At 58.7% G+C, this 23,051-nt stretch carries 16 protein-coding genes and 5 pseudogenes; 7 read left to right on the top strand and 14 right to left on the bottom strand.

Going from position 1 to position 23,051, the window contains the following annotated elements:
- Nucleotides 1–45: 45 nt before the first annotated feature.
- The 8 genes and pseudogenes from JFV26_RS07950 to JFV26_RS07915 all read right to left on the bottom strand — a co-directional run bounded on the left by JFV26_RS07950 (nucleotide 46) and on the right by JFV26_RS07915 (nucleotide 11,601).
- Nucleotides 46–2,991, bottom strand: a complete 2,946-nt coding sequence (locus JFV26_RS07950; RefSeq protein WP_201191249.1) for an HD domain-containing phosphohydrolase — start codon at nucleotides 2,989–2,991, stop codon at nucleotides 46–48.
- A 49-nt stretch (nucleotides 2,992–3,040) separates the two neighbouring features.
- Nucleotides 3,041–6,693 (bottom strand): annotated as a pseudogene (locus JFV26_RS07945) (transporter substrate-binding domain-containing protein).
- An 8-nt stretch (nucleotides 6,694–6,701) separates the two neighbouring features.
- Nucleotides 6,702–7,328: a response regulator transcription factor gene (locus tag JFV26_RS07940; RefSeq protein WP_201191247.1), complete on the bottom strand. Its 627-nt coding sequence runs from the start codon at nucleotides 7,326–7,328 to the stop codon at nucleotides 6,702–6,704.
- A 544-nt stretch (nucleotides 7,329–7,872) separates the two neighbouring features.
- A complete protein-coding gene (locus tag JFV26_RS07935) occupies nucleotides 7,873–9,204 on the bottom strand; it encodes a deoxyguanosinetriphosphate triphosphohydrolase (protein WP_201191245.1) in 1,332 nt (443 codons plus the stop codon).
- A 68-nt stretch (nucleotides 9,205–9,272) separates the two neighbouring features.
- Nucleotides 9,273–10,435, bottom strand: a pseudogene (locus JFV26_RS07930) (EAL domain-containing protein).
- Between the two features lie 122 nt (nucleotides 10,436–10,557).
- On the bottom strand, nucleotides 10,558–10,899 hold the full coding sequence (locus JFV26_RS07925; protein ID WP_201191244.1) for a hypothetical protein: 342 nt from the start codon (nucleotides 10,897–10,899) through the stop codon (nucleotides 10,558–10,560).
- Nucleotides 10,896–11,285 (bottom strand): phage holin family protein, encoded by a 390-nt coding sequence (locus JFV26_RS07920; protein WP_201191242.1) that lies wholly within the window; start codon nucleotides 11,283–11,285, stop codon nucleotides 10,896–10,898. Before JFV26_RS07920 ends, JFV26_RS07925 begins: the two co-directional genes overlap by 4 nt.
- 1 nt (nucleotide 11,286) lies before the next feature.
- On the bottom strand, nucleotides 11,287–11,601 hold the full coding sequence (locus JFV26_RS07915) for a DUF883 family protein (RefSeq protein ID WP_201191240.1): 315 nt from the start codon (nucleotides 11,599–11,601) through the stop codon (nucleotides 11,287–11,289).
- A gap of 306 nt (nucleotides 11,602–11,907) precedes the next feature.
- On the opposite strand from JFV26_RS07915, the pseudogene JFV26_RS07910 reads away from it, so the two are divergent.
- Nucleotides 11,908–13,115: pseudogene (locus tag JFV26_RS07910) on the top strand (ammonium transporter).
- On the opposite strand, the pseudogene JFV26_RS07905 reads toward JFV26_RS07910, so the two are convergent.
- Nucleotides 13,112–14,823, bottom strand: a pseudogene (locus JFV26_RS07905) (cation:proton antiporter). The pseudogenes JFV26_RS07910 and JFV26_RS07905 overlap by 4 nt on opposite strands.
- 214 nt (nucleotides 14,824–15,037) lie before the next feature.
- Here JFV26_RS07905 and JFV26_RS07900 point away from each other — a divergent pair.
- The 3 genes from JFV26_RS07900 (at nucleotide 15,038) to JFV26_RS07890 (ending at nucleotide 16,709) form a co-directional block, all read left to right on the top strand.
- Nucleotides 15,038–15,274 (top strand): glutaredoxin family protein, encoded by a 237-nt coding sequence (locus JFV26_RS07900; protein ID WP_201191238.1) that lies wholly within the window; start codon nucleotides 15,038–15,040, stop codon nucleotides 15,272–15,274.
- A gap of 152 nt (nucleotides 15,275–15,426) precedes the next feature.
- Nucleotides 15,427–15,747 carry a transcriptional regulator gene (locus JFV26_RS07895; RefSeq protein WP_201191236.1) on the top strand — a complete coding sequence of 107 codons (321 nt, stop codon included), beginning with the start codon at nucleotides 15,427–15,429 and terminating at the stop codon, nucleotides 15,745–15,747.
- Nucleotides 15,748–15,818: 71 nt separating this feature from the next.
- On the top strand, nucleotides 15,819–16,709 hold the full coding sequence (locus JFV26_RS07890) for a pseudouridine synthase (protein WP_201191234.1): 891 nt from the start codon (nucleotides 15,819–15,821) through the stop codon (nucleotides 16,707–16,709).
- 79 nt (nucleotides 16,710–16,788) lie between these two features.
- Here JFV26_RS07890 and JFV26_RS07885 read toward each other — a convergent pair whose 3' ends face one another.
- Together JFV26_RS07885 and mobA are read right to left on the bottom strand one after the other, a co-directional pair.
- A complete protein-coding gene (locus JFV26_RS07885) occupies nucleotides 16,789–17,010 on the bottom strand; it encodes a YgdI/YgdR family lipoprotein (protein ID WP_201191232.1) in 222 nt (73 codons plus the stop codon).
- A gap of 77 nt (nucleotides 17,011–17,087) precedes the next feature.
- Nucleotides 17,088–17,689, bottom strand: a pseudogene (mobA, locus tag JFV26_RS07880) (molybdenum cofactor guanylyltransferase MobA).
- A gap of 81 nt (nucleotides 17,690–17,770) precedes the next feature.
- Here mobA and moaB point away from each other — a divergent pair.
- Both moaB and JFV26_RS07870 read left to right on the top strand, forming a co-directional pair.
- Nucleotides 17,771–18,310 (top strand): molybdenum cofactor biosynthesis protein B, encoded by a 540-nt coding sequence (moaB, locus tag JFV26_RS07875; RefSeq protein WP_201191230.1) that lies wholly within the window; start codon nucleotides 17,771–17,773, stop codon nucleotides 18,308–18,310.
- 22 nt (nucleotides 18,311–18,332) lie between these two features.
- On the top strand, nucleotides 18,333–19,520 hold the full coding sequence (locus JFV26_RS07870; RefSeq protein ID WP_201191692.1) for a molybdopterin molybdotransferase MoeA: 1,188 nt from the start codon (nucleotides 18,333–18,335) through the stop codon (nucleotides 19,518–19,520).
- Between the two features lie 68 nt (nucleotides 19,521–19,588).
- Here JFV26_RS07870 and JFV26_RS07865 read toward each other — a convergent pair whose 3' ends face one another.
- Nucleotides 19,589–19,855, bottom strand: coding sequence for a hypothetical protein (locus JFV26_RS07865; protein WP_242487766.1), 267 nt, complete (start codon nucleotides 19,853–19,855; stop codon nucleotides 19,589–19,591).
- A 235-nt stretch (nucleotides 19,856–20,090) separates the two neighbouring features.
- On the opposite strand from JFV26_RS07865, the gene yegS reads away from it, so the two are divergent.
- Nucleotides 20,091–21,008, top strand: a complete 918-nt coding sequence (gene yegS, locus JFV26_RS07860; RefSeq protein ID WP_201191228.1) for a lipid kinase YegS — start codon at nucleotides 20,091–20,093, stop codon at nucleotides 21,006–21,008.
- On the opposite strand, the gene JFV26_RS07855 is transcribed toward yegS, so the two are convergent.
- On the bottom strand, nucleotides 20,992–21,651 hold the full coding sequence (locus tag JFV26_RS07855; RefSeq protein ID WP_201191221.1) for a response regulator: 660 nt from the start codon (nucleotides 21,649–21,651) through the stop codon (nucleotides 20,992–20,994). The genes yegS and JFV26_RS07855 overlap by 17 nt on opposite strands.
- Nucleotides 21,648–22,541: a sensor histidine kinase gene (locus JFV26_RS07850; RefSeq protein ID WP_201191688.1), complete on the bottom strand. Its 894-nt coding sequence runs from the start codon at nucleotides 22,539–22,541 to the stop codon at nucleotides 21,648–21,650. The genes JFV26_RS07855 and JFV26_RS07850 overlap by 4 nt, the downstream gene beginning before the upstream one ends.
- Nucleotides 22,542–23,051: the final 510 nt, after the last annotated feature.

The raw sequence follows: 23,051 nt of genomic DNA, 5'->3' as shown, positions 1-23,051 counted from the left end.
ATGTCGACTGACACTCAGCCATCGCGAGCAGGGGATTGACCGCCACTACCTCAAGCCTGCCCTGACCAGCAGGCTTGCAGGGTCCACGGTGTCGATCTGTTTCGGATCGAGGAATTGCTCGGCGTATTGCCGGTAAATCTGTTCGTTGATAAACAGCTCGAACAATTGCGGGTCAATATGGGCGTCACGGCACATCGTGGCCATGATGCCCAACGCTTCGCTCAAGGACTTGGCTTTCTTGTAGGGGCGATCGGCCGCCGTCAGCGCCTCGAAAATATCGGCAATCGCCATCATCCGCGCCGGCAGGCTCATGTCGTCGCGCTTCAACTGTTTGGGATAACCGGTGCCGTCCATTTTTTCATGGTGGCCGCCAGCGATCTCGGCAACGTTGTTGAGGTGGCCGGGAAAGGGCAGGTGGCTGAGCATCAGGATCGTCTGCACCATGTGGTGATTGATGATGTAGCGCTCTTCGCGCGTCAGGGTGCCCCGGGGAATGCTCAGGTTGTAGAGCTCGCCGCGATTGTATTTGTAACGCGGCACATCAAGTTTGAAGCCCCAGGGATTGTCGGCCGGGATCAGATCGCCTTCGGCACGTTCGAACAGTTGCTCGGGTTTGTCCGCCAGCAGCGTTTCACTGACCGGCAGCGTCGATGCCGGGGTGCGCGCCTGACGACGGTTCTCTTCCCAGGAAACCCCCAGTCGATCATCCAGGGTTCGGGTCCAGGTCCGTTGAGCGATGGTGTTCAGGCGCTTGAGGTCGGCTTCGGCCATGGCCTCGCTGCCCAGATTGCAGCGGGCGACAAAGCTGAAGTCATCGTCCAGCCCCGCCAGTACGGCATTGCGCAGTTCGGCCAGGTGCTGCTCGTCGCCACCCAGGGCGATGGCCTGCCAATAGTTGATCCAGGCATCCCGCTTGAGCACTTCGAAGCGGGTTCGGATTTCGTGGATGCGATCATTCAGGGTTTCCAGTTTGGTGGCCTTGTCGACCACATACTCGGGCGTTGTGACCTTGCCGCAATCGTGAAGCCAGGCCGCAATGTGCAAGGCTTCCCACTCATCTTCAGTGGGCTGGTAGCCGCTGAAGGCCGGGGCCTGGCTGGCCGCAGCCGCCTGGGCGAGCATCAGGGTCAACGCTGGCACCCGCTGGCAATGGCCGCCGGTGTAGGGGCTCTTGGCGTCGATCGCGCCGGCCAGCAGTTGAATGAAGGAATCGAGCAGTTGTTTTTGTTTCGCCTGCAGACGCTGGCTTTCGATACTCACCGCTGCGGCGCCGGATACCGCTTGAAGAAACGCAATGCGATCCGGTCGAAGTTTTTCCAGGTCACTTTGGCTGCCGCTGTCGGCCAGTAGCAGAACCAGCAAGCCTACCGTTTCGTTATGCCGGTTGCGCAGTCGGATACCGATCAGGTGTACCCGCGGGGTCTCCATCGCGAGCAAGACTTTCTGCCAATCCCCGGCTTGTTCGAAACCCAGGTTGGCAACCACATTCTCGGTACTTGCCAACTGTTGTAACCACGGCGGGTTCTGCGGGTTCTGCAGTTCATGCCCTTGAATATCAAACGACGGCAAGGCCTGGGACGTGCCATTGATGACCAGGCCGTGGGGTTCGATTCGATCGCCGTCGCCTTCGCGCAGGTAGATCAGACCGGCCTGGGCCTGGGCGATTTTTACCGTTTCAAACAGCACTCGCTGCAGCAACGGCGCGAAGCGTGTTTCGGCACACAGGCTGTCGGTGATCTGGAAAAAACTCCCCAGAGTGTCCTTCATCCGTGCCATCGACACGCTCAACTGATCGACTTCCAGCACTGGCGAGCGGCGGCTGACCGGAAAGTTGAAATCGAAACTGCGAATTGCATCGGCTTCCTTCACCAAGGCATGCAGGGGTTTGACCAGGATTCGCGACGTCAGCCAGCCCAGTGGCAGGCACAGCAGCAAAGTGGCCAGGGTGATCAGAGCGCCTTGCCAGCGCAGGCGATAGGCATCGACGAGTAACTCGTCTTCAGGCACCAGCAGTGCCAATTGCAGGCCCTGGGGACCACCTTCCTGCATGCTGCTGCGGGCAAAAATCCACTGTCGGCCGTCAACCTCCAGGCGATTGCCTGCTGGCGAACTGGAGAGCAGGGCGCCGAGGCCAGGGCTCAAGTCCGCAGCTTTGCTGAGGTGAGCGGTCTGGTCGTCGATGATCAGTTTGCTGGCGTCCGGGTAGGCAATGGCGTTGCCTTGGGCATCGAACAGGACAATTTCGGTACCGGGGGTGACGACGTGTTTGGCCAGGGTTGCGGACAGTTCGGCCAGGGTCAGGTCGGCGCCCATCACCGCACCGTCGCCGCTGCGTCGAGCCAGAGTGGTGCCGACGTTGTGGGTGGAGAAAAAGATATAGGGTTCGGTGGTGATCTGGTCTGGATCCGCACGAGCGCTGGTAAACCAGGCGCGGGTCCGAGGGTCGTAAGTTTCGTCGGACACCTCCTGGCGGCTGATGAGGTTCAGGGCCTGATCGTAGAACAAGGATTGGGAAACGAGCTGATTGGCATTGCCGTGATGCTCGATGCTCCAGACCTGATAGGCCGCGGTATCCGGGGCCTTGAGGAGCGTCTTGAGGGCCGCGGTGCGCAGTGGCCGAACCATGAAGAAATCGCCATTGCCGTAGCCCAGGTACAGCGAAGCCAGGTCGGGGTTGTCCTTGAGCGATTGGCTGAACGGCTTGAGCAATGCCAGCCGTGGCTCAAGGGCCGGGGCCTGGGTGGCCGGCATATCAGCCAACAGGCTCAGTAGGTGGCGAATGGGTTCATAGGTGGTTTGCAGGTCCAGGCGTACATCCTGCTCGATGCGATTGAAGAGCTTTTCACTGCTGGAAAGAATGATCTGCGTGGTTTGCCGGTAATTGAAAATCCCCAGCACCAGGCCGGTCAGTAACAACAGGACAGTGAACAAGACGCTGATATGGACGTGCAGGGGGAACCGGCGTTGGTCCGGGCGCAGTGGGCTGGGCATTGCAGGTCTCTCCATAGTGGTTAACTCACTGCTCAGCGTCCAAGCATAGTTAAGGCTCCACTATTTTGCTGTTGGCGTTGAGGCCAATCTGGTGCAGCAATGCTCGCTCCAGTTCGAGCATGGCCTGGTCCATCGCCCGATTGCATCGGGCGACTTCATCCACCGGCGCTGCGTCGTGGCAGGCTTTTTCGAGGGCCTCGCAACACTCGATCAATCGGGTAGCCTGGGCAATTCGGGCCGCGCCTTTGATTTTATGCGCGACGTCGAGCAGGGCCTGGCGGTTATCGACTCGGGGCTCAAGTCGCGACAAGGCCAGCAACTCCTGGCGATCCCGACGGTTGCTGCTTAGCAGTTCGGCCATCAGGCGCTGTGCCAGTTCCGGATTGTCACCCGTCAACAGGTCCAGTCCTTCGACATTGAATGGCTGTTCACGCGGGGCCGGCCTGAGGCTTTCGACCCATTGACTCAACGCAGCCAGGCTCAAGGGTTTGAACAGGCAATCGTTCATCCCGGCTTGCTTGCAACGGTGTATTTCTTCCGCCTGTGCGTTGGCGGTAAAGCCCAGCAGGGTACAGGGGGGCGGTGTTGTTGCTGTTCCAGCAGGCGAATGGCGCAGGCCAGGTCGTAGCCATTCATGATGGCATGTTGCAATCAACCACCACCAGATCGAAGTCTTCGTGCGTCCAGGCTTCCAGTCCTGCCTGGCCATCGCAGGCACCGGTAAAACGATGCCCGAGGTATTCCAGTTGCTGGCACATGAGCAAGCGGTTGGCGGGATGATCATCAACCACCAGCACGTTTAAGGGCGCGTCGCTGGTGGGGATGAGTGGTTCGACCCAGTCAGGTGCCAACTCGGGCGGCAGCGTCGCCAGGTGCAGTGAAACGTTGACCTGGGTACCCAACCCCGGCTGGCTGCTCAGCTGCAGACTGCCCCCCATCATTTCGCACAAACTGCGACTGATGACCAGGCCCAGACCTGCGCCGCCCCGGGCCAACTGTCCGGTGTTGTCGATCTGGGCGAAGGGTTCGAACAGCCGCTGCTGATCCTGTTCGCTGATGCCGACCCCACTGTCGTGGACTTGCACCTGCATCTGCGTACGTCCGGGCTCATCGCCAGGAAGCAAGTCGATGCTGATTTTGACCTGACCCTGCTCGGTAAACTTGATGGCATTGCTGACCAGGTTGGACAGCACCTGCTTGAAGCGCAGTGGGTCCAGCATCACATCCACGGGCGGCTGCGGCGGATTGAACTCCAGCAGCAAGCGAAGATTTTTTGCCGGGCCAGGCCGTCGAAAATCCTCACCACCGAGGCCACGATTTCACCCGGTTGACACGCTCCGGGCTCAGGCTCAGGTGCCCTGATTCGATCCGCGCTATATCGAGGATGTCGCCGATCAACTCCAGCAAGTCTTTCGCCGAGCTGTACGCGGTTTCGATGGACGAACGATCCAGATGGCCCTGATCCATGCGTTTAAGGGTCAGCTCAAGCATGCCAATCACCGCGTTCATCGGCGTGCGGATTTCGTGGCTCATGGTGGCCAGGAAGGTACTTTTGGCCCGGTTTGCTTCATCGGCCCGTTCTTTTGCAGCCCGCAACTTATCGAACAGTTGTCGCCGTTCACTGATGTCGATCCAGCCGCCGATAATGCCTTGCACTACACCACTCGAATCGCGATAGGGCAGGATCCAGTGATAAATCGTCAGCCGGCGGCCGCCAATGTGCAGTGGGCGGTCGACGATCAACGGTGAGCCCTCGGCTATGACCCGTTGATAGTCAGCCTGATATTCCCGGGCTTCGAAGGCATTGCTCATGTTACCCGGCATGATGCTTTTACCGATCACGTCTTCGCGCTTCGCCTGGAAAGCCTCCAGGTAACTGTCGTTGCAACTTTGCAGCAGCCCTTGGCGGTCGCGTACATAAATCGGGTGAGGCGTGCCGTTGACCAGCGAGCGCATGAATTCGAACTGATCGTTCAACGCGCGCTCAGCCGCCTGGCGCTGTTTGATCCGGCGCTGCATCCAGGCATTCCAGGTGATGGAAATCAGTAACAGCACGCCGGCACCGATCACGATCTGATAGAGCCCCCGGCGAACGTTGTTCCAGATTTTTTCCGGGGCCGCCGAGTAGCCACGCCAACGGCTGTTGATGACACCCAGCTCTTCCGGCGCAATGCTGCGCAGCGCTTTATCGAGGATGGCATTCAGCTCCGTAGCGCCCCGCGCGGTGGCCATGGAGAACGCCGCCTGCTGGGTGCCGATGGTGGTGCTGATTTGCAGTTTGTGTTCGAAGATTCGCGATGAAGTGAAGTAGTTGGCGATGATCAGCGAGCTGACGGCACCTTCCACTTGCCCCCCGGCGAGCAGCTCTACGGCGTGAACGGTGTCCGGCGTTTCAATCAGCTGGATTCGTGGGAACTCGCGGCGCAGGTAGTCCATCAGCGGGTTGCCCTGGGCAATGGCCAGGCGTTTTTCGTGCAGTTGCGCAAGGCTTGTCGCGCTGTCGGCGGATTTGCGCGTCAGCAGGACAAAAGAGTTTTCCAGGTAGGGGCGGCTGAAGTGCAGTTGGGTCTTGCGTTGCGCGCTGGGAAGCAGCGCGGCGATCAAGTCGGCCTGATTGTCTTTGACCAGGGCGATCATCTGCTTGTCGTCGCGGCTGCGCTGGATATCGAAGCGCAAACCGGTACGCAAGCGGATCTGCTCGAGAAGATCGGCGGTGACGCCGCGAAAGTTTCCGTTGCTGTCAAAAAATGTCAGCGGCGCAAATGCCTCGTTGACCACCACACGCACCACCGGGTGTTTTGCCAGCCAGCATTGTTCGCGTTCAGTCAGTTGCAGCTTGTGATCGGTGAGGAGAATGTCGCTGCCGGCATTCCAGCGCCTGGCGATGCTTTCCCGTTCGCTGGTTGGGACGGCCTTGAGCGTCGCGTTGATGATCTGTAGCAGATCCGGGTTGTCCTTGTGCACCGCGAAGCTGAAGCCGTGGGCTTCGCGTTTACCGAAGTTGGCCATGCGGACGTTGTTCAGGTCACCCTTGTTGATCATGTAGTGGGTTGAAATGGTGTCGCCGAGAAAGACATCAGCCTGGTCGAAGGCCACTGCATTGATTGCATTCTGGTAGGAGGGGTAGTCGGTGATGATCGCTTTGGGGTACAGCGCCTTCACTTCCTCGCGCGGTAAATAGTGATAGACCATGCTCAGCCGCAGTCCGGCGAGGCCGTCGGTCAGCGATTGGGTTTCTCCCTCACGTGTCACCAGCACCGATTGGTCTACGGCATAAGGCGCAGAAAGCACAATATCGGCATTGCTGGCTTCGAATTCATTGGCCGTGCCGAGCAGGTCGATCTCGCCCGTTTGCAGTGCGTGTATGGCGTCCTGGCGCGAAGCGAAGCGCTGGACCTTCACCGGCAACCCCATGGTCTGGCCGAGGATTCCGGCGTAGTCGGCGGTGAAGCCTTCATAGTCACGGCCACTGACCGTCAGGTCAAAAGGCGGGTAGTCGGGGGCTGATGTGCCCAGTATCAGTTCGCGTTTGTTTTGTGCCCATTGACGCTGAGATTTATCCAGTTGGACTTCCATGTGTCCGCCGATTGCGTGGCTGAGGAGGCTGTAGTTCTCGACGCCAGTGTGTGCTGCGGACACTGAGGTGCTCAGGTATAAACCCGCGCTCAATGTTATTAGATAGTCCTTTATGCGACTGGGCATCCTGTCTCTCACACTAACGCGTTACGTTTTGCCATCTCGATGAGTTCTACCAGGGATTTGGCCTTGAGTTTTTGCATGAGTCGTTTCTTGTAAGTGCTGACGGTCTTGTTGCTCAGGAACATGCCTTTGGCGATTTCCTTGTTGGTGCGCCCTTGGGCGAACAGTTGCAATACCATCAATTCACGGTCGTTGACTGACTTGAATAATTCAAGTTCTGCGTACCTTGCGTCATCCGGGCGTACGGGGTTCAAGACCTGGCTGGGGAAGTAGTTGTAACCTGAAAGTACCGCCTTGATGGCGCTCACCAGTTCACTGAGATCTTCTTGTTTGCACACATACCCCGAGGCCCCGGATTGCATGCAGCGAATGCCGAACAGTGTTGGGCATTGTGCTGTCAGTACCAGTGTTTTCAACGGTGTGCCCATGGCATTGAAGCGAGCGAGTACTTCCAGTCCGTCGACTTTGGGAATACTGATATCGAGAATAATCAAGTCAGGCATGCATTCGCGAACCATCTGCATGGCATCGACCCCATTATCGGTTTCGCCCACGACTTTATAACCCTCATGCTCCAGCAGCATCCGCACAGCAAGCCGGATGACAGGGTGATCGTCGACAATAAAAACGGAGTTCATAATCAAGTCCCATACGAGCGTGAATAAAGCGCGCACCTTAGCTCAGTTAATTGAGGGGGCGTATGAACTGACGGGCCTATAGCGGCAATATAGGAGGTTTCCTACATCTGATTAGGAATTGGGCTACGTATCAACTAGGTTTTCGATGTGAAAGCTTTGATTGTGTAATCAGGAAGTGAGGATGTTTAGATTGAAAATTACATCGTGTGGTCGATTGTAATTAGAGTGTCGGGAGTTTGTGCGGATTTATGTTAAGGCCAAGGTCAATAAGTTTCTAGAATCGGATTGTTTCAGCGACGTGGCCAAGTACCCGGCATGGGTGATCGGTGCTCGCAGGCCTGCTGTTCAAGTCCTTCCAACCCAAGGAACATCAGGCTGTTCAGCTGTATCGCTTGCCTGATTATTCCGCGAGTCGGCCGGGCTATCGATCAGTTTGCTCGGCGCAACATGCAGGGCGCATTCTGCGCGCGTTGAAACGCGGTTGAAGGGCAAGCCACTTCAATCAGCCGGTCAGAAGAATCCGACACGGCTGATTTAGCGCTTTTTATCCGTGGACCGAGCGGCCGGTCATTTCCTGGGCCATTTCGCTGGCATAGCTGTCGGTCATGCCGGCGATGAAATCAATCATGCGCAAGAATGAAGTATGCAAAGGGCCGTGGGGATCGGGCGCGTTGTTACCTAACAGGTCGAGTACGCGGCGGCTCTTGAAGGACGGTGTGCGACCGTTGTGCTGTTCCAGTGCCGCGCCGCAGAAGGCGTTGAGCAGGATTTCCAGAGTGGTGTAGGCGCCGATTTCATGCAGCGTCTTGCGCTTGTCCTGGAAGATCTTTTTACGCGCCATGTCCTTGGCATTCAGCACGCAGCGCTTGGCCGGGCCGTGCATGTGCTCCACCAGGTCGCCAGGCAACGTACCCGCCAGCAATGCGTCCTGTTGCTCAACGAAGGCCCGCGCGGCGGCGTTGGTCAGGTGTTCGATGGCCTTGCCCCGCAGGATCGCCAGTTTGCGTCGGCGCGAATCCTGCGGGCCGAGCAGGCGATAGGTTTCCGGTATATCGTCGTCCACCAGGTCCAGCAGCAGGGATTCGACTTCGGCGTATTCCAGCAGGTCCATCTCCAGGCCATCTTCAAGATCGATCAGCGCGTAGCAAATGTCATCGGCGGCTTCCATCAGGTACACCAGCGGATGACGGGCCCAGCGCTGTTCTTCCAGTTGCGGCAGGCCAAGTTTGTGCGCGATCTGTTCCAGCAGCGGCAGTTCGCTCTGGTAGCAGCCGAACTTGTGCTTCTTGTAGCCCAGAGCATCGGCGTGCCTGGCTGTCCACGGGTATTTCAGATAAGTGCCGAGGGTGGCGTAGGTCAGCCGGGTGCCGCCATCAAACTGGTGATACTCCAGTTGCGTGAGCACCCGAAAGCCCTGGGCATTGCCTTCGAAGTTGAGGAAGTCGTTGCGTTCGACCTCGCTCATTGCGTCCAGCCAGCCACGTCCGGCAGCTTGTTGGAACCAGTGACGGATTGCGTCTTCGCCGGAGTGACCGAAGGGCGGATTGCCGATGTCATGGGCCAGGCAAGCCGATTGCACGACCATGCCCAGGTCGCTGGGTTCGCACCAGTCGGGCAGGGCACTGCGGATGGTTTCGCCGACGCGCATCCCAAGGGAGCGGCCGACGCAACTGACTTCCAGCGAGTGGGTCAGGCGCGTGTGGATGTGATCGTTGCTGGAGACCGGATGGACCTGAGTCTTGCGCCCCAGGCGGCGGAACGCGCCAGAGAAAATGATACGGTCGTGGTCTTTGTGAAAAGGGCTGCGGCCGAGTTCTTCCGGGCTGTACAGCGGCTTTCCGAGGCGTTCTCGGGTGAGCAGGGTTTGCCAATCCAAGGCTGGGTCTCTCCGTCAAGTGACTGATGGCCCAGTGTCCTTACTCGCACCAGTGCCTGCAAGCAGAACTACAACCCGGCGGCGTCGATATCGATGAGCAGCAGTCGCTCGCCATTGTCGAAAAACTGCCCGGCAGTGAGGCAATACTGGTTACTGGTGGCATCGCGGTAGGTATTGGAAAGGGTCAGTCGACGCTCATCCCAACCCTCGGCCAGCAAGTGATAGAAGTACGGGCGCCATGACCAGTTGTGGCCCAGGTAGCGGTTGTCGGCCTTCCAGCAGTTGTTGCGCCACTCAAGGTTGGGCGTCAGTTGTGTGCCGTGACGGTCGCACTGGTAGAAGCGCAGCAGCCAGGGAAAAGCATCAAGCTGCGGCAAGGCGCTGAGGGGCGCGCGGGCCTGAGCCCAGTCTTGCAGGATCGCCATCAGCTCGGTGAGTTGCCGGCGCATGATCATCAGCCGGCCGCGTTCCGTCAGCTTGCGCTGAACATAACGTTGGCGCAGTTGCGCGAACTGTTCGACAAAGGCATCGGTGGTAAAGAAACCGGTTTGCGCCCGGGCGAACAGAAATCCCTGCACATAGCGTGAACCGCACTCCAGTGCGAAATTAAGCTGGGCCTCGGTTTCCACCCCTTCGGCGATGATCCAGCACCCGGTTTTCTCGGCCATTTGCGCCAGGGCCTTGACCACTTCGCTGCTCGGACCGCCCAAGGCGGCGGCCTGAAACAGGCGCATGTCGAGCTTGAGAATGTCCGGTTGCAGGGCCAGCACACGATCGAGTTGCGAGTAACCGGCACCGAAGTCATCGATCGCGATCCGTGCGCCGGCCTGGCGGTAGCGCGCCACCACTTCGGCCAGGCGTTGGCTGTCGCCCCCAGCTCAGTGATCTCGAAGACAATGCGTTGCGGATCGACGCCATGCCTGGCCAATTGCTTGAGGCTTGGCAGCGCTTGGTCCGGGCGCAAGCGACTGATCCAGCGCGGTGACATGTTCAGGCTCAGAAACCAGTCCGCAGGGGCCTCATGCAAACGACTCAGGGCGTTATCGCGGATCTGTCGGTCGAGACGGCGCAGAGCGATGGCCGGGGTTCGCGGGTCGGCGAACAACGGGCCGACAGAGGTCAAATGACCATCGGCCTGACGCAGTCGACCCAGCGCCTCGACGCCGGCGATACGGCCGGTCGCGGTATCGATGAACGGCTGAAAGCAGGCGAGCGGTTGCCCGTCGATCACGAGGCCTCCTTAGTAAGGTCTTGTTTTTGGATAAACCTGGTCACCGGGTAGGCAGGATCGAACCCCTCGATAAAGAGGTTCATCCCGGTGGTATTGCAAGAATGCAGCCAGATAGCGGCTGATCAGGGTTTACGTGAGGAGCCCTGCATGACCAGTTTGATCAGCGGCCCCAGGCTGGCGCCGAGTTGAACCAGGCGAGTCAGGCTGCTGACGCCACCGTTTTTGGCGCCCTTGCCGGTGAGAAAACCGAGCAGGGTCACAGCGGCCATGCCCCAGAGCGGAGCATGCTTGATGCCGAAACCGTCCTGCAGGTTTTGCGTCATCCCGCGTACTCGCTGCAAGGGTTGCAGCAGTTGCCGGGATTCCTGGCGAATTTCCTGGCGGTGCATTTCCATGCGCAAGCGGATCAGCGCCTTGCGCATTTCGGCGCGGGAGCAGTTGTGAGGCAATTCAGGCAGGCTCATGGCAGCAGGCGCTCCCGGTCGTTGGCCAATTCTTCCAAGGTGCCATGGAAGGGTGAGGACTCATCGAAGACCGCAGCCTTGAGCCGCATCCCGCAAAATATCGCAGCCAGGGTGTAGAACACGCAAAGCCCGATGATCGCAGCCAGGCGGTAGGTGTCCCAAAACAGGATCATCACCAGCGTCGATAACCCCACCAGCAACAGCAAGGCAAAGACCAGCGCCAGGCCTGCAAACAGCAACAGGCTGACGGTGCGTGCTTTCTGTTCCTGCAATTCGATGCCGAACAGTTCGACATGGCTGTGCAGCAACCCTAGAAATGCGGCACCCAGGCGCCGCGTTGTAGCACTGGTGCCCGTCGCGGACGAGCCGGATTCGCCGATAGACATATCAGCGACGCGTGGCTAGCAGGCCGATGAGGAAACCCACGCCGGCGGCGATACCGACCGATTGCCATGGGTTGGCCTGAACGTAATCCTCGGTGGCGGTGACTGCTGCCTGACCGCGATCACGCAAGGATTCCTCGGTCAGCTTCAAGGTTTCGCGGGCGCGCAGCAGACTGTCGTGGATCTGGTCGCGCAACTCATCGGCTTGATCGCCGGCCAGGGACGCGGTGTGTTCCAGCAACCGTTCGGTATCGCTGACCAGGGTTTGAAAATCGTTCATCAGGATTTCTTGAGCAGTCTTTGCCTTGATGCTGGCCATGGGTAGATCTCCGTAGGTGGCTTCTGATGCGTTCGAGTATGAGCCTTGGGTGAAGGTTCAGTACAAATGACTGGTACAACTTTTGCTACGTCGTGGTGCGTCAGCTCGCGCCATTGCGCTGTTGCTGGGCATGATTTGAGCAAAACCATAACTCAAATAATCAAAACCCGCGCAAAGGTTCCGGCCTTGTGCGCCAAAGCGGTTCATTGGAATCAATACGTTGGTTGCGATAAGGCGCAACTTGGTGCATGGATTGCCTGCGTGAACTGCTTTGGTGCTTTTTTAGCCTTCAGGTCTGCCAACCCCATGGAAAATCTGCAAAGCGCTGTGGACAGTCTGGTCCACAGCTCCAACACGTTGTTCATTCTGATCGGTGCAGTCATGGTGTTGGCCATGCACGCCGGTTTCGCGTTTCTGGAGGTCGGCACGGTTCGACAAAAGAACCAGGTCAATGCCTTGTCGAAGATCCTCAGTGACTTCGCCATTTCGACGCTGGCCTACTTCTTTATAGGCTACTGGATTTCCTACGGCGTCACTTTCATGCAACCGGCGGCGGTGATCAATGCCGATCATGGTTACGCGCTGGTGAAGTTCTTTTTCTGCTGACGTTTGCCGCGGCGATCCCGGCGATCATTTCCGGCGGTATTGCCGAACGTGCACGCTTCGTTCCGCAGTTGTGCGCGACTGCGCTGATCGTGGCGTTCATCTATCCGTTTTTCGAGGGTATGATCTGGAACGGTAACTTCGGTTTTCAAGCCTGGTTGCTGGAGCATTTTGGCGCCAGTTTCCATGATTTCGCCGGTTCCGTGGTGGTCCACGCCATGGGCGGTTGGTTGGCGCTGGCAGCGGTATTGTTGCTCGGGCCACGGCAGGGGCGTTATCGCGACGGTCGACTGGTGGCGTTTGCGCCGTCGAGCATTCCCTTCCTGGCCTTGGGGTCGTGGATTCTGATCGTTGGCTGGTTCGGCTTTAATGTCATGAGCGCACAGACGTTGCAAGGCGTCAGCGGGCTGGTGGCGGTGAATTCGCTGATGGCCATGGTCGGTGGCACCGTGGCGGCGTTGATCGTCGGGCGCAATGACCCGGGCTTTCTGCATAACGGCCCGCTGGCCGGGCTGGTGGCGATTTGTGCCGGTTCCGACCTGATGCATCCGGTGGGTGCACTGGTGACCGGGGCGATTGCCGGGGCGTTGTTCGTCTGGTGCTTCACCGCTGCCCAAGGCAAATGGCGCATCGACGATGTGCTGGGTGTCTGGCCATTGCATGGCCTGTGCGGCGTGTGGGGCGGGATTGCTTGCGGCATCTTCGGTCAGACTGCCTTGGGCGGTTTGGGCGGGGTGAGCCTGATCAGCCAGTTGCTCGGGACTTCGTTGGGTGTGGTCGTGGCACTGGCCGGTGGCTTTGCGGTGTATGGCACGATCAAGGCGTTCCACGGGCTGCGCCTGAGTCAGGAAGAGGAGTATTACGGCGCGGACCTGTCGGTGCACAAGATCGGCGCCGTGAGCCAGGACTAGTTTTCCTCATCTTCTGCACCGGGGTAAAACCGGTGCAGCAGGCGATAGCGATCGTGGCGCACCTGATCGACACGCTCCTGGACCTGATGCGCTGGCAAACCCAGCATGATCAGCGCATGGGAGGCGAGCATCAGGCTCGACTCCAGCAGTTCCGGAACGACTTCATTGGCACCGGCTGCTTTCAATTCGGCCCACTGACTGTCGTCCCGGGTGCGCACCAGGATCGGCACGCTCGGGTTGAGTCGGCGTGCTTCCTTCAAGATCAGTAGTGCAATGTCGGTCTTGTCCACCGCGATCACCAGCAACCTGGCCCGTTCAAACCCGACGGCGGCCAGCAACTCGCCGCGACGAGAGTCGCCGTAATGCACGCTGCTTTCACCGGCAGCGGCTTCCTGGACCCGCACGGGGTCGTTATCCAGGGCGATATAAGGTTGTTGCGCGTTGTGCAGAAAGCGTCCGATGGATTGTCCCACGCGACCGTAACCGCAAATCACCACATGGCCTTGCAGCCCGGCGTTGAGCGCACTGATTTCCTCGAGTTTTGCTTCGTCATTGGGTTTGCGGTGCAGGCGTGCGGCAATCCGTGGCGCGGCCCGCAGCAACAGCGGCGTGACCAGCATCGAACAGAACGTTGTGGCCAGCAGCAGGCCGCCGAGGTCGGCGGGCATCAGTTTGTGCTGCTGCATCTGCGCCATCAAGGCAAAGCAGAACTCACCACCTTGAGACAATGCCAAGCCGCTACGCCACGCCGTCTCGCCGTCGCTACCACGCCATTTGACCAGCAGGGCCACCACGCTGCCCTTGATCAAGAGCAGGCCGAGGGTCAAGCCGAGAATGAGCAGGCCGTGGCTGGCAAACAGCCGCAAGTCGATCAACATGCCGATACTGACGAAAAACAACCCGAGGAGGATGTCGCGGAACGGCCGGATATCGGCCTCGATCTGATGCCGGTAATGACTTTCCCCCAGCAACATGCCAGCCAGAAATGCGCCGAGGGCGGGGAGAGGCCTAGCAGGTGCGTCAGCCAGGCAGTCAGCAGCACAATGACCAGGGCCAGTAGCACGAACAGTTCCGCAGAACGGGACGCGGCCACCTCATGGAACAATCGGGGCAGCAACCAGCGACTGGCCAGCAGCAGGCCTACAAACAGCAGCACGGTCTTGGCCAGTGTGAGGGGGAGTGCCCAATACCAGGCTTGAGCGCTGCTGCCGGCAAACACCGGCACCAGGGTCAGCAGCACCACCGCCACTACGTCCTGGAACAGCAGCACGCCGATGGCATTCTGGCCGTGACTGCTGAAAATCTCGCCCAGGCTGCCAAGCTCCTTGCTGACAATCGCCGTGGAAGACAACGCCAGGCCGGCACCGAGCAACAATGCCGGTGTGACGGACATACCAAACAGCATCAGCAAAGCCCCCAGCAGCATCCCGGAGCCCAGCACTTGCAGGCTGCCGAGGCCGAACACGACTTGGCGCAGCGCGAGCATTTTCGACAGGGAAAACTCCAGCCCCAGGGAGAACAGCAGGAACACCACGCCCAGCTCGGCGAGGTCAGGTAACTCGTCGCTTTCGTTCACCCAGTCAAGTGCCGTAGGCCCAATCATCAGTCCCACGCAGAGGTAGCCCAGCACCGGCGGCAAGCGCAGGCGCCGGAACAGGGCAATGACCACCAGGGAGGAGGCGAGGATGATTAACAGATTGGCAAACACAAAAAACTCCGGCGACGACTTCGGGCTACCCAAGCGTAGAGGCAAAAAAGTCGAGAGCATCGCGCAAATGGCATTCGGCGCAAATGATATGCATCAGGCGATTGCCGAAATCTTTTGAAATTGACCGAAGGGGATGTCTCCAGACCTTACGGAAATTGGCTCGAGAGCTTAGGTGGGCCTAGAATGAAACCTCACTTTGCCTGGTCTGTTTGTCATGCCTCCTGAATGTCAGCTTTTTGGCACCCTGGGTTGCCATCTGTGTGAACTTGCCGAAGAAGAACTGATGCCCTTGGTCGAGCACGGTTTGTTGGTGGAGTTGGTCGATATCGCGGAAAACGAAGATTGGGTCGAGGACTATGGCCTGCGTATCCCGGTGTTGCGGCGTCTTGATAGTGGCGCTGAACTCGATTGGCCCTTCGATGCCGAGCAGGTCGTGGCGTTCTTGCGCTGAGCGCCCCCCACCCGTCGAGGTGTTGCGTTCATCCATTGGCGCAAAACAGGTTATTCGGTTACTGTATGTCCGTACAGTTATTCGGATTGCCTGCCCTGCATCCTTCTCTTTCGGAGTTGGCCAGGTGATCCCGTGAGTCAGAGGGATGAACCGTGGTCAATGTCGAACAATTGAAGAACAGCGTGAACCGGATGTCGGCCGACGTAGTGCGCGAGGCAGTCCTAGAATTGCGTCTGGATGGCTTGGTCACCGAAGGTAAAACCCCGTTCAACAAGCTGCATTTCAACACCTGTTTCGCCGAAATCGAAGCCTTGTTCCAGCGCGCAGGCTATCACCGGCAACTGGATGTGGTGGGTTATCAGGGCTTGATGTATGCGCTTTACGATCCCGGCCGCTGGGAGGCGGTGGATGTGCTGCGCTGGCTCAAGGAGTTCACGGAAGCGGCCGCGCGGTCCGCGTCGATTCCGGCCTGAGGATTCTTCGCTAGGTTCGCTTCAGCCACTGTTGGATAATGCCGCCCTGCATTGAGGGTTAGAGCTTTCGTATGTCCACTTCATCTTTTTCGGCTGCACACAGCCAGGCCAGCACCCTCTACTTGCCGCCAGGCCCGTGGCAGACCGTACTCGATTGCCTGTGCGAGCACTTTCGCGCCATTGGTCGTGAGCAGTGGCTGGACCGGATCGCTCGCGGGCGCGTCCTTGACGGTCAAGGCCTGCCGATCGCCCTTGATCTGCCCTACAAGGAAGGTCTGCGGATTCACTATTTCCGTGAGGTGCCGGACGAAAAGCCGATTCCGGTGATCGAGTCGATCCTGTACGCCGACGAACATCTGGTAGTCGCGGACAAACCGCACTTTCTGCCCGTAACACCGGCTGGCGAATACGTGGAGCAAACCCTGCTGCGGCGGCTGATCCACCGCCTGGATAATCCCCACCTGGTGCCTTTGCACCGCATTGACCGGCATACCGCGGGGCTTGTGCTGTTTTCAGCCAATCCTCAGACGCGTTCGGCGTATCAGTCGTTGTTCCCGACGCGGCAAATCGAAAAACGCTACGAGGCCATTGCGCCGGCATTGCCTGAACTGGCCTTTCCGTTGGTCCATAAAAGCCGGCTTGTCGATGGCGAACCTTTCTTCCGCATGCAGGAAGGTCCGGGCGTCAGCAACACCGAGACGGCGGTCGAGGTCAGGGAGAAAAACGGCGAGCTCTGGCGTTACGGGCTCTATCCGGTCACCGGTAAAAAGCATCAGTTACGGGTGCACATGACAGCGTTAGGCGCGAGTATCTGCAATGATCCGTTCTATCCGCAGGTGCTCAAGGATGTCGAGGATGACTATACCAATCCCTTGAAGTTGCTGGCCCAGGGGCTGCGCTTTGTGGACCCGGTCACAGGTCAGGAACGAGCCTTCGAAAGCACCATCACCTTGCAGTGGTGATCGCTCGTCGCACGATGTTTGGCCCACGAAAAAGCCCGCATTTAGCGGGCTTTTCTGTATCCGGTTATCACCGCAAAGATTACAACTCTTTAACAGTACGAACCTGATCCTTGTTGATGCGAGTGTGCTTGCCGTCCAACTGTTCGAACTCGTAGAAACCCGACTCGGAATCGAATTTAGGCTGGTCGACGGCCTGGATTTCACGACCGTCATTCAAGGTGATCACTGTTGGCGATGCGCAACCGGCGAGGGTGGCAAGGCCCAGCGCGAGCATGAATGTGGCGAGGGTCCGTTGAGTCATGAGCGTGTCTCCGAATATGAATTCTTTTGGTTACTGAGCTTGTAGACGTATGCAACGTGCGCAAGTTCCTTCTCGTGTCAGTCTGACACAGTGGTATGTGCACTTAACAGTTCGGGGGTGTTCAGGTTGGCCAGGCGAGGGTCATTGTCAGGGCATTGCAGGGCAGTGGCGCCGAGCTGGCGCATGATCCGGCCCGGGCTGCGTTCACCCTCGCTCCAGGCGTTTTCGAACGCATCCAGAAGGGCGACGGGGATAATGCACAGCAACGGCTCCCAATGTTCGCCGTGGCGCAGCATTAGCGGTTTGTCCGGATGAAGCCCGGCCGTTTCGCGCATGCTTTGAAGCAGTGCATCATCAATCCGCGGCACATCACAGGGCAACACCAGCAGATGTGGATGGCGAGCGGCCTTCAGGCCAGCACGAATACCGGCCAGTGGCCCGGGAAATCGGCGAGATCATCAACGACCAATCGGTCGGCATACGGCGCATATTTTTCCTGGTTTCTATTGCAGGAGATGATCAGGTCATCGCTGAGTGCACGGGTCTTGCGGTGCAGGTGTGCAATCAGCGGTTCGCCATGCCATTCGATCAAACCCTTGTCCTGGCCGCCCATGCGTTGGCCGCGCCCTCCCGCCAGGAGCAGAATGGAACACGGCGACAGTGGTGTATTTGATGTCATGGCAACTCTCCGTGGGGGCGGCGAAAAAATGAGGCGCTGTGATATAACACCGGGCTGTTTACCCTACAACTGGACGAGCCTATGAAAACCAAGGCTGATGTACCTTTCGCGCCGCTTAACATCGCGGTGCTGACTGTCAGTGATACCCGTACCCTGGAAACCGACACTTCAGGCCAGGTGTTCGTCGACCGCCTGAGCGCTGCCGGTCATAACCTCGCGGCGCGGGTGCTGCTTAAAGATGATCTCTACAAAATTCGTGCGCAAGTCGCCACCTGGATTGCCGACGATGTCGTGCAGGTGGTGCTGATCACTGGCGGTACCGGGTTCACCGGCCGCGACAGCACGCCGGAAGCGGTGAGTTGCCTGCTGGATAAACGGGTTGATGGTTTTGGCGAGCTGTTCCGGCAGATTTCGGTGGCAGACATCGGTACCTCGACCGTGCAGTCCCGAGCCTTGGCCGGTCTGGCCAACGGCACGCTGGTCTGCTGCTTGCCAGGTTCGACCAATGCCGTGCGCACCGGTTGGGATGGCATTCTCGCTGAGCAACTGGATTCGCGGCACCGTCCGTGCAATTTCGTCCCTCATCTGAAACAGGCGGCGCCCTGTGAATCCCGCGGGTAAGCCTGGCAAGACGGGCAGTTTGATGCCGGTCGAGGTAGCGCTCGCGCGTTTGCTGGAAATGGCTGAAGCGGCGCCGATTCTTGAACGTGAACGCCTGCCGCTGGCGCAGGTTCAGGGACGAGTGCTGGCGGACGATCTGATCTCGACACTGGATTTGCCGCCCTGGCCCAACAGTGCCATGGACGGTTATGCCTTGCGTCTGGCCGATTGGACCGGCGAACCGCTGGTGGTCAGCCAGAGAATTTTTGCTGGCCAGGCACCGCAGCCCTTGCAGCCTGGGACTTGCGCACGAATCTTCACCGGTGCGCCGGTGCCCGAGGGTGCGGACTGCGTGGAAATGCAGGAGAACGCTGAGGTTCAGGCAGACGAGCGCGTCGTGTTCACCGAGGCCATGACGGTGGGTCAAAACATTCGCCCGCAAGGCCAGGAAACCACTGTCGGCGAGTTGGTCTTGTCGGCGGGCACGCGTCTGGGGCCGATCGAGCAGGGCTTGGCGGCTTCACTGGGCTGTGCCGAGCTTGATGTGGTGCGCAAGGTTCGCGTCGCGGTGCTATCCACCGGCGATGAACTGGTCGAACCCGGTCAGGCCCTGGGCCCGGGGCAGATCTACAACAGTAATCGCGTGTTGCTCTGTAGCTGGTTGCAGCGTTTGGGTTGCGAGGTCTTTGACGCGGGCATCCTGGTGGATGATCTGGAAATAACTCGCGCTCGTTTAAGCGAACTGACGGATGTCGACCTGATTTTGTCCACGGGAGGTGTCTCCGTGGGCGAAGCCGATTTCCTCGGCATGGCCCTGCGCGAAGAGGGCGAACTGACGCTTTGGAAGCTCGCCATCAAGCCCGGAAAACCGCTGACGTTCGGGCATTTTCGTGGTGTGCCGGTGATTGGTTTGCCGGGTAACCCGGCGTCGACGCTGGTGACTTTTGCCTTACTGGCGCGGCCTTATCTCTTTCGCCGTCAAGGCGTCAAAGACGTCGAACCGCTCAAATTTCCTGTGCCGGCAGGGTTTGTCTGGCCCAAGGCAGGCAACCGACGCGAGTACCTGCGCGGGCGTCTCGAGAAGGGTCGGGCGATCATCTACAGGAACCAGAGTTCCGGGGTATTACGCAGCGCCGCTTGGGCTGAGGGCCTGGTTGAAGTGCTGGAGGACCGGACGCTGATCGAGGGTGAATACGTCAATTTCATTCCCCTGAGTGAAGTCTTGAGCTGATGCCAGCTATTGGCTGACCCACGCAGGCCCCGGTAGCTTGAGCCGGGTCTTGCGTGCATCCGTGGCGCTTAATGCACCAGGAGCGTTACGACCTGTTCGAACCGGCTGTGGGCGACCCACCCCAGAAGTCCCAGGATCACGGCGGTTGCACCGGTGGAGTAAGCCAGTCGGTGTTTGATGGATCTCACGTCACCACGCACCTCATCCATTTCCCTGCGGATGCACTTGAGGTGTGTCTCCAGTGCAATGACGCCAGGGTCCATATCAACTTCTCCAGTGGGTTTTGCGCTGCTTTTGAATTGAGCCTGATGAGCCCTTAAGGCGTTTGCATTCATTGCGTGCACATCCTTGTGTGTATGTATTTGGGTGATTGAAACCCCAAGCCCCCAAGGTGTACCAATCACCGGGCTCGGTCAATTGAGCCGATTCCTCACGTTTTGTAAGAAAATATCCCGCTCTATAGGGCGAGAGGCGCCCGAGAACTGAATTAATTCAAGTTCTGCTGACTTTTTCCGGTGCCTGCGAGGTCAACATCTCCCATACGGATTCCAATCATGGGGAGTGACAGCAATGGATGAGCGCAAGGCGCTGTTGATTCTGCATGGCAAGCAGGCACTCAACGAAGACGTGCGCGCGGCCGTCGAAGGCAAGCGCAAGGAGGGCTGGAAGCTGGCCGTTCGGCTGACCTGGGAGGCGGGCGACGCCCTGCGTCTGGTGGGTGAAGCGCAGGCAGCGGGTTATACGCAGATTATTGCCGGCGGCGGCGATGGCACCTTTCGCGATATCGCCGAGGCCATGGCCGCGCATTCGAACGAGTCCAGCCTGGTGTTGATGCCATTGGGAACCGCTAATGATTTTGCGCGCGCAGCAGGCATCTCTCTGGAGCCTGCCCGGGCACTGGAGCTTCTGGACAGCGTCCCGGTCTCTATCGACCTGGGCGAGGTAGGCGGACAAGTGTTTCTGAATATGGCCACTGGCGGTTTTGGCAGTAATGTCACCGCCAATACGTCGGAGGAACTGAAAAAGGTTCTGGGTGGGGCGGCGTACCTGTTCACCGGTTTATCGCGCTTCAGTGAATTGCATGCGGCCTATGGCGAATTGCAGGGACCGGACTTTTACTGGCGTGGCGAGCTGTTGGCATTAGGTATCGGAAATGGCCGACAGGCCGGTGGTGGTCGTGTGCTGTGCCCGCAAGCGCTGGTTGACGATGGATTGCTGGATATCAGCATTCTGCCGGCGCCGCAGGAGCTGGTCGGCACTTTGAAAAACCTGCTGGCCGATGGCTTCGGCATCGACAACATGTTCGTGCGAGCCCGTTTGCCGTGGGTCGAGATCAAAGTCGCGGAAGGCCTGCACATCAACCTCGATGGTGAGCCTCTGGAGGGCGACAGCTTGCGTTTCGAGGCGCGTGAGGCGGCATTGCGTGTGCATTTACCGCCGAACTCGCCGCTGCTGGGTTCATCGCCGGCGGTCAATCATCCAGGCTGATGATCTGTTCGCGCACGGCAAACAGCACCAGGCCTGCCACGTCGTAGATCTGCAAGCGTTTCATGATCTGCGCGCGGTGGGTTTCGACCGTCTTGATACTCAGGCCCAGACCGTTGGCGATTTCCCGGGTGGATTTGCCGCGAACGATCAGGCGCAGGATTTCCAGCTGACGGGCCGTCAGGTTGTGAGAGTCCGCAATAGTCGGCTGGTTTTTCTGAGTGCGCGTCAGTGCCTGGTTGATCACCGTGTGGGCAATGGCCGGGCTCAGATAGCGTTCGTTGTTGCGCAAGGCGTCCAGTGCGTGTTCGAGCTCGGTGGCCGTGGTGTCCTTGAGCAAGTAACCGTGGGCGCCGGACTCCAACGCTTGCATGATCAGTGTCGGGTCGGTGTGCATCGACAGAATCAGTACCTTGCTTTGCGGGCGAACTCTTTTAAGTCGCTGCAAGGCTTCGAGGCCGCCGGTTTCCTTCATGGAAATATCCAACAGGACGATGTCCGGCGACAGTTGCTCGACCATCTCCAGCAGTTGCGAGCCGTCACTGGCCTCGCCAACGACCGCGTAGCCGGGAATATCCAGCACCAGAGCGCGCACGCCTGCCCGGATAAGCGAGTGGTCATCCACCAGAAGTAAGTTACAAGTCAACGCAGAACCTTATTCGTGCTGGCCCGCTCGAGCGCGCGGGGTGCCCAGGGGAAAAGTGCTTCGATTTGAGTGCCTTTGCCCGGCTCGCTGGTCACGCTCAAGGTCCCGCCCAATTGATCGATCCGTTCCGACATCCCGGCCATTCCGCGCTGCCCTTCACGCCCGGGGTTTACCGCGGGCGCAAAGCCCTGGCCGTCGTCGCTGATCAGCAGTGTCAGGCCCTGAGGCAGGCGTTGCAGGCGTACCAACAAATTCCTGGCCTCGGCGTGGCGCAGGATATTGGTCACCGCTTCCTGAGTAATCCGGAAGGCCGCCAGGGCCATTTCCTCCGGGATCCCGGTCAGGCGCTGATGACACTCCAGGCTCCAGTGCACCGACGTATTGGCCAGGGTCTTGAGCAAGTGTGCCCGCAAACTGGCTTCCAGCCCAAGACTGGTCAGTTGCCGAGGATTGAGGATGGCCGACACATCACGCACCTTGGTCAATGTTTCTTCCAGGGTATCGCAGAGCGTCGAGCAGTGGTCCTGCAGGTCTTCGGGCAGCCGACGTTTGAGCCATTCACTTTGAAGTTTCGCTGCCGTCAGTAACTGGCCGATGTCGTCGTGCAACTCCCGGCTGAGCCGATGGCGTTCGTTTTCCTGTACTTGCAGAAGCCGGTCGGCCAGCTCTTGTGGCTGAAACTTTATTGATTTGCGAGAGAGGCGATGCCCGACCCAGACGCAGGCAAGTGCTGCCATATTGAGCACCAGCAGACCCGCCGGCAGGTGAGTGGACAAGCCATAGACCAACGCGCTGCCAAGTGCTGAGCAAGTACACAGCAACAGAGTGAACCGACGCGCGTTTTCTCGGGAAGGTGGCCACGTGGTGATTGACTTGAGGCTGGCGTACATAGCGGATGGAGCCAATGGATATTCGCTGCGGGCAGATCGGTCAGGGGGCCTGACGGATCTCTGTCTGAAAAAAACTATTGGGTGAAACACCGACTTCAACGGGTGAAACCAGTGGTTGAAATCGGGCCTTGAAGTTTATCGGGCCGCTTTCGTCTGGAATCACGATGCCATTAATTGAAGCCAACTAATGGGCGGCATAATACCACTTAAGATACCGTTGGTCGCGTTTGGCATATATGTCCAGACAGTCAGGAATTTGGCTGTTCTGGACGTTAGTTCCATAATGGAAAAAGTGTGGTTATTGTCACACGAGGGTGCCGAAGGTAATTGGCGATTTATTTTTATGCTCAGGTATTACCTGAGTGCTAGAGCAATAGTCCTTGCGCGACAGAAACAGTTATTTGTTTAGTGCTGTCGCTGACAGGTATGAAAGTTTCAATTGCGACAGGCGCGCTCGAGTTATTGAGTGGGGTCTGGGCAATAAGACAACCAGGCGTCGCCAGTTGGCCG

Source organism: Pseudomonas sp. TH31 (genome assembly GCF_016650815.1).
In the GTDB taxonomy this organism is placed as follows: domain Bacteria; phylum Pseudomonadota; class Gammaproteobacteria; order Pseudomonadales; family Pseudomonadaceae; genus Aquipseudomonas.
Note: the sequence above shows the minus strand (reverse complement) of the source record. Positions and strands in the feature narration are given on the sequence as shown.

Coding starts and splice junctions, on each gene's coding strand:
- moaB (WP_201191230.1), top strand. CDS start 17,771: ATGAAAACCAAGGCTGATGTACCTTTCGCGCCGCTTAACATCGCGGTG.
- yegS (WP_201191228.1), top strand. CDS start 20,091: ATGGATGAGCGCAAGGCGCTGTTGATTCTGCATGGCAAGCAGGCACTC.
- JFV26_RS07940 (WP_201191247.1), bottom strand. CDS start 7,328: ATGAACTCCGTTTTTATTGTCGACGATCACCCTGTCATCCGGCTTGCT.
- JFV26_RS07885 (WP_201191232.1), bottom strand. CDS start 17,010: ATGACTCAACGGACCCTCGCCACATTCATGCTCGCGCTGGGCCTTGCC.
- JFV26_RS07950 (WP_201191249.1), bottom strand. CDS start 2,991: ATGCCCAGCCCACTGCGCCCGGACCAACGCCGGTTCCCCCTGCACGTC.
- JFV26_RS07920 (WP_201191242.1), bottom strand. CDS start 11,285: ATGTCTATCGGCGAATCCGGCTCGTCCGCGACGGGCACCAGTGCTACA.
- JFV26_RS07890 (WP_201191234.1), top strand. CDS start 15,819: ATGTCCACTTCATCTTTTTCGGCTGCACACAGCCAGGCCAGCACCCTC.
- JFV26_RS07925 (WP_201191244.1), bottom strand. CDS start 10,899: ATGAGCCTGCCTGAATTGCCTCACAACTGCTCCCGCGCCGAAATGCGC.
- JFV26_RS07915 (WP_201191240.1), bottom strand. CDS start 11,601: ATGGCCAGCATCAAGGCAAAGACTGCTCAAGAAATCCTGATGAACGAT.
- JFV26_RS07900 (WP_201191238.1), top strand. CDS start 15,038: ATGCCTCCTGAATGTCAGCTTTTTGGCACCCTGGGTTGCCATCTGTGT.
- JFV26_RS07850 (WP_201191688.1), bottom strand. CDS start 22,541: ATGTACGCCAGCCTCAAGTCAATCACCACGTGGCCACCTTCCCGAGAA.
- JFV26_RS07870 (WP_201191692.1), top strand. CDS start 18,333: ATGCCGGTCGAGGTAGCGCTCGCGCGTTTGCTGGAAATGGCTGAAGCG.
- JFV26_RS07865 (WP_242487766.1), bottom strand. CDS start 19,855: ATGAATGCAAACGCCTTAAGGGCTCATCAGGCTCAATTCAAAAGCAGC.